The 2,949-nt window shown below is 52.4% G+C and carries 1 rRNA gene; it reads right to left on the bottom strand.

Annotation, left to right across the window (positions count from 1 at the left end):
- Window positions 1–21: 21 nt before the first annotated feature.
- Window positions 22–2,949, bottom strand: a 23S ribosomal RNA gene (locus ACIQXF_RS23005).

Below are 2,949 nucleotides of genomic sequence, written 5' to 3'. Positions count from 1 at the left end.
GCATTGATTGCTTCAAACATTTTGGTTAAGTCCTCGATCGATTAGTATTCGTCAGCTCCATGTGTCACCACACTTCCACCTCGAACCTATCTACCTCATCGTCTTTGAGGGATCTTACTTACTTGCGTAATGGGAAATCTCATCTTGAGGGGGGCTTCATGCTTAGATGCTTTCAGCACTTATCCCGTCCACACATAGCTACCCAGCGATGCCTTTGGCAAGACAACTGGTACACCAGCGGTGTGTCCATCCCGGTCCTCTCGTACTAAGGACAGCTCCTCTCAAATTTCCTACGCCCACGACGGATAGGGACCGAACTGTCTCACGACGTTCTGAACCCAGCTCGCGTACCGCTTTAATGGGCGAACAGCCCAACCCTTGGGACCGACTACAGCCCCAGGATGCGATGAGCCGACATCGAGGTGCCAAACCTCCCCGTCGATGTGGACTCTTGGGGGAGATAAGCCTGTTATCCCCGGGGTAGCTTTTATCCGTTGAGCGATGGCCCTTCCATGCGGAACCACCGGATCACTAAGCCCGTCTTTCGACCCTGCTCGACTTGTAGGTCTCGCAGTCAAGCTCCCTTGTGCCTTTACACTCTACGAATGATTTCCAACCATTCTGAGGGAACCTTTGGGCGCCTCCGTTACCTTTTAGGAGGCGACCGCCCCAGTCAAACTGTCCGCCTGACACTGTCTCCTGCCCCGCTAAGGGGCATGGGTTAGAATTTCAATACAACCAGGGTAGTATCCCACCGACGCCTCCTTCGAAGCTGGCGCTCCGAGATCTCTGGCTCCTACCTATCCTGTACAAGTTGTACCAAAATTCAATATCAGGCTACAGTAAAGCTCCACGGGGTCTTTCCGTCCTGTCGCGGGTAACCTGCATCTTCACAGGTACTATAATTTCACCGAGTCTCTCGTTGAGACAGTGCCCAGATCGTTACGCCTTTCGTGCGGGTCGGAACTTACCCGACAAGGAATTTCGCTACCTTAGGACCGTTATAGTTACGGCCGCCGTTTACTGGGGCTTCAATTCGCAGCTTCGCTTGCGCTAACCACTCCTCTTAACCTTCCAGCACCGGGCAGGCGTCAGCCCCTATACGTCACCTTACGGTTTTGCAGAGACCTGTGTTTTTGCTAAACAGTCGCCTGGGCCTATTCACTGCGGCTCTCATGCGCTTGCACGCTCAAGAGCACCCCTTCTCCCGAAGTTACGGGGTCATTTTGCCGAGTTCCTTAACGAGAGTTCTCTCGCACACCTTAGGATTCTCTCCTCGACTACCTGTGTCGGTTTGCGGTACGGGCACCTCTCACCTCGATAGAGGCTTTTCTTGGCAGTGTGAAATCAGGAACTTCGTCCATTCGGACTCGCCATCACAGCTCAACGTTACAGTGTGCGGATTTGCCTACACACACGCCTTACTGCTTGGACGCGCACAACCAACGGCGCGCTTACCCTATCCTACTGCGTCCCCCCATTTCTCAAACGGTGAGGAGGTGGTACAGGAATATCAACCTGTTGTCCATCGCCTACGCCTATCGGCCTCGGCTTAGGTCCCGACTAACCCTGAGCGGACGAGCCTTCCTCAGGAAACCTTAGTCATACGGTGGACGGGATTCTCACCCGTCTTTCGCTACTCATACCGGCATTCTCACTTCTAAGCGCTCCACCAGTCCTTCCGATCTGACTTCAACGCACTTAGAACGCTCTCCTACCACTGACATCGTAGATGTCAATCCACAGCTTCGGTGAATCGTTTAGCCCCGATACATTTTCGGCGCAGCGTCACTCGACCAGTGAGCTATTACGCACTCTTTAAATGATGGCTGCTTCTAAGCCAACATCCTGGTTGTCTGTGCAACGCCACATCCTTTTCCACTTAACGATTACTTTGGGACCTTAGCTGGTGGTCTGGGCTGTTTCCCTTTTGACTACGGATCTTATCACTCGCAGTCTGACTCCCGTGTATAAATATCTGGCATTCGGAGTTTGTCTGAATTCGGTAAACCGGGATGGCCCCCTAGTCCAAACAGTGCTCTACCTCCAGTATTCTCATCACGAGGCTAGCCCTAAAGCTATTTCGGAGAGAACCAGCTATCTCCAAGTTCGATTGGAATTTCTCCGCTACCCACACCTCATCCCCGCACTTTTCAACGTGCGTGGGTTCGGGCCTCCAGTAAGTGTTACCTCACCTTCACCCTGGACATGGGTAGATCACCTGGTTTCGGGTCTACGACCACGTACTAATTCGCCCTATTCAGACTCGCTTTCGCTGCGGCTCCGCCTTCTAAAGCTTAACCTCGCACGTAATCGTAACTCGCCGGTTCATTCTACAAAAGGCACGCTATCACCCATTAACGGGCTCTAACTACTTGTAGGCACACGGTTTCAGGATCTCTTTCACTCCCCTTCCGGGGTGCTTTTCACCTTTCCCTCACGGTACTGGTTCACTATCGGTCACTAGGTAGTATTTAGCCTTGGGAGATGGTCCTCCCGGATTCCGACGGAATTTCACGTGTTCCGCCGTACTCAGGATCCACTCAGGAGAGAACGAACTTTCGACTACAGGGCTTTTACCTGCTCTGGCGGACCTTTCCAAGTCGCTTCATCTAACTCGCTCTTTTGTAACTCCGTATAGAGTGTCCTACAACCCCAAGAGGCAAGCCTCTTGGTTTGGGCTCTTCCCGTTTCGCTCGCCGCTACTCAGGGAATCGATTTTTCTTTCTCTTCCTCCAGGTACTTAGATGTTTCAGTTCCCTGGGTCTGCCTTCAAGACGCTATGTATTCACGTCAAGATACTACGCGATTAAACGTAGTGGGTTCCCCCATTCGGAAATCTCCGGATCAAAGCTCACTTACAGCTCCCCGAAGCATATCGGTGTTAGTGCCGTCCTTCATCGGCTCCTAGTGCCAAGGCATTCGCCGTGCGCCCTTAATAACTTAACC

This window comes from Lysinibacillus sp. NPDC097231 (assembly GCF_044761885.1).
Taxonomy (GTDB): Bacteria; Bacillota; Bacilli; order Bacillales_A; family Planococcaceae; genus Lysinibacillus.
The sequence above is the reverse complement of the archived record's forward strand: the minus strand, read 5'-3'. Positions and strand labels throughout refer to the sequence as shown.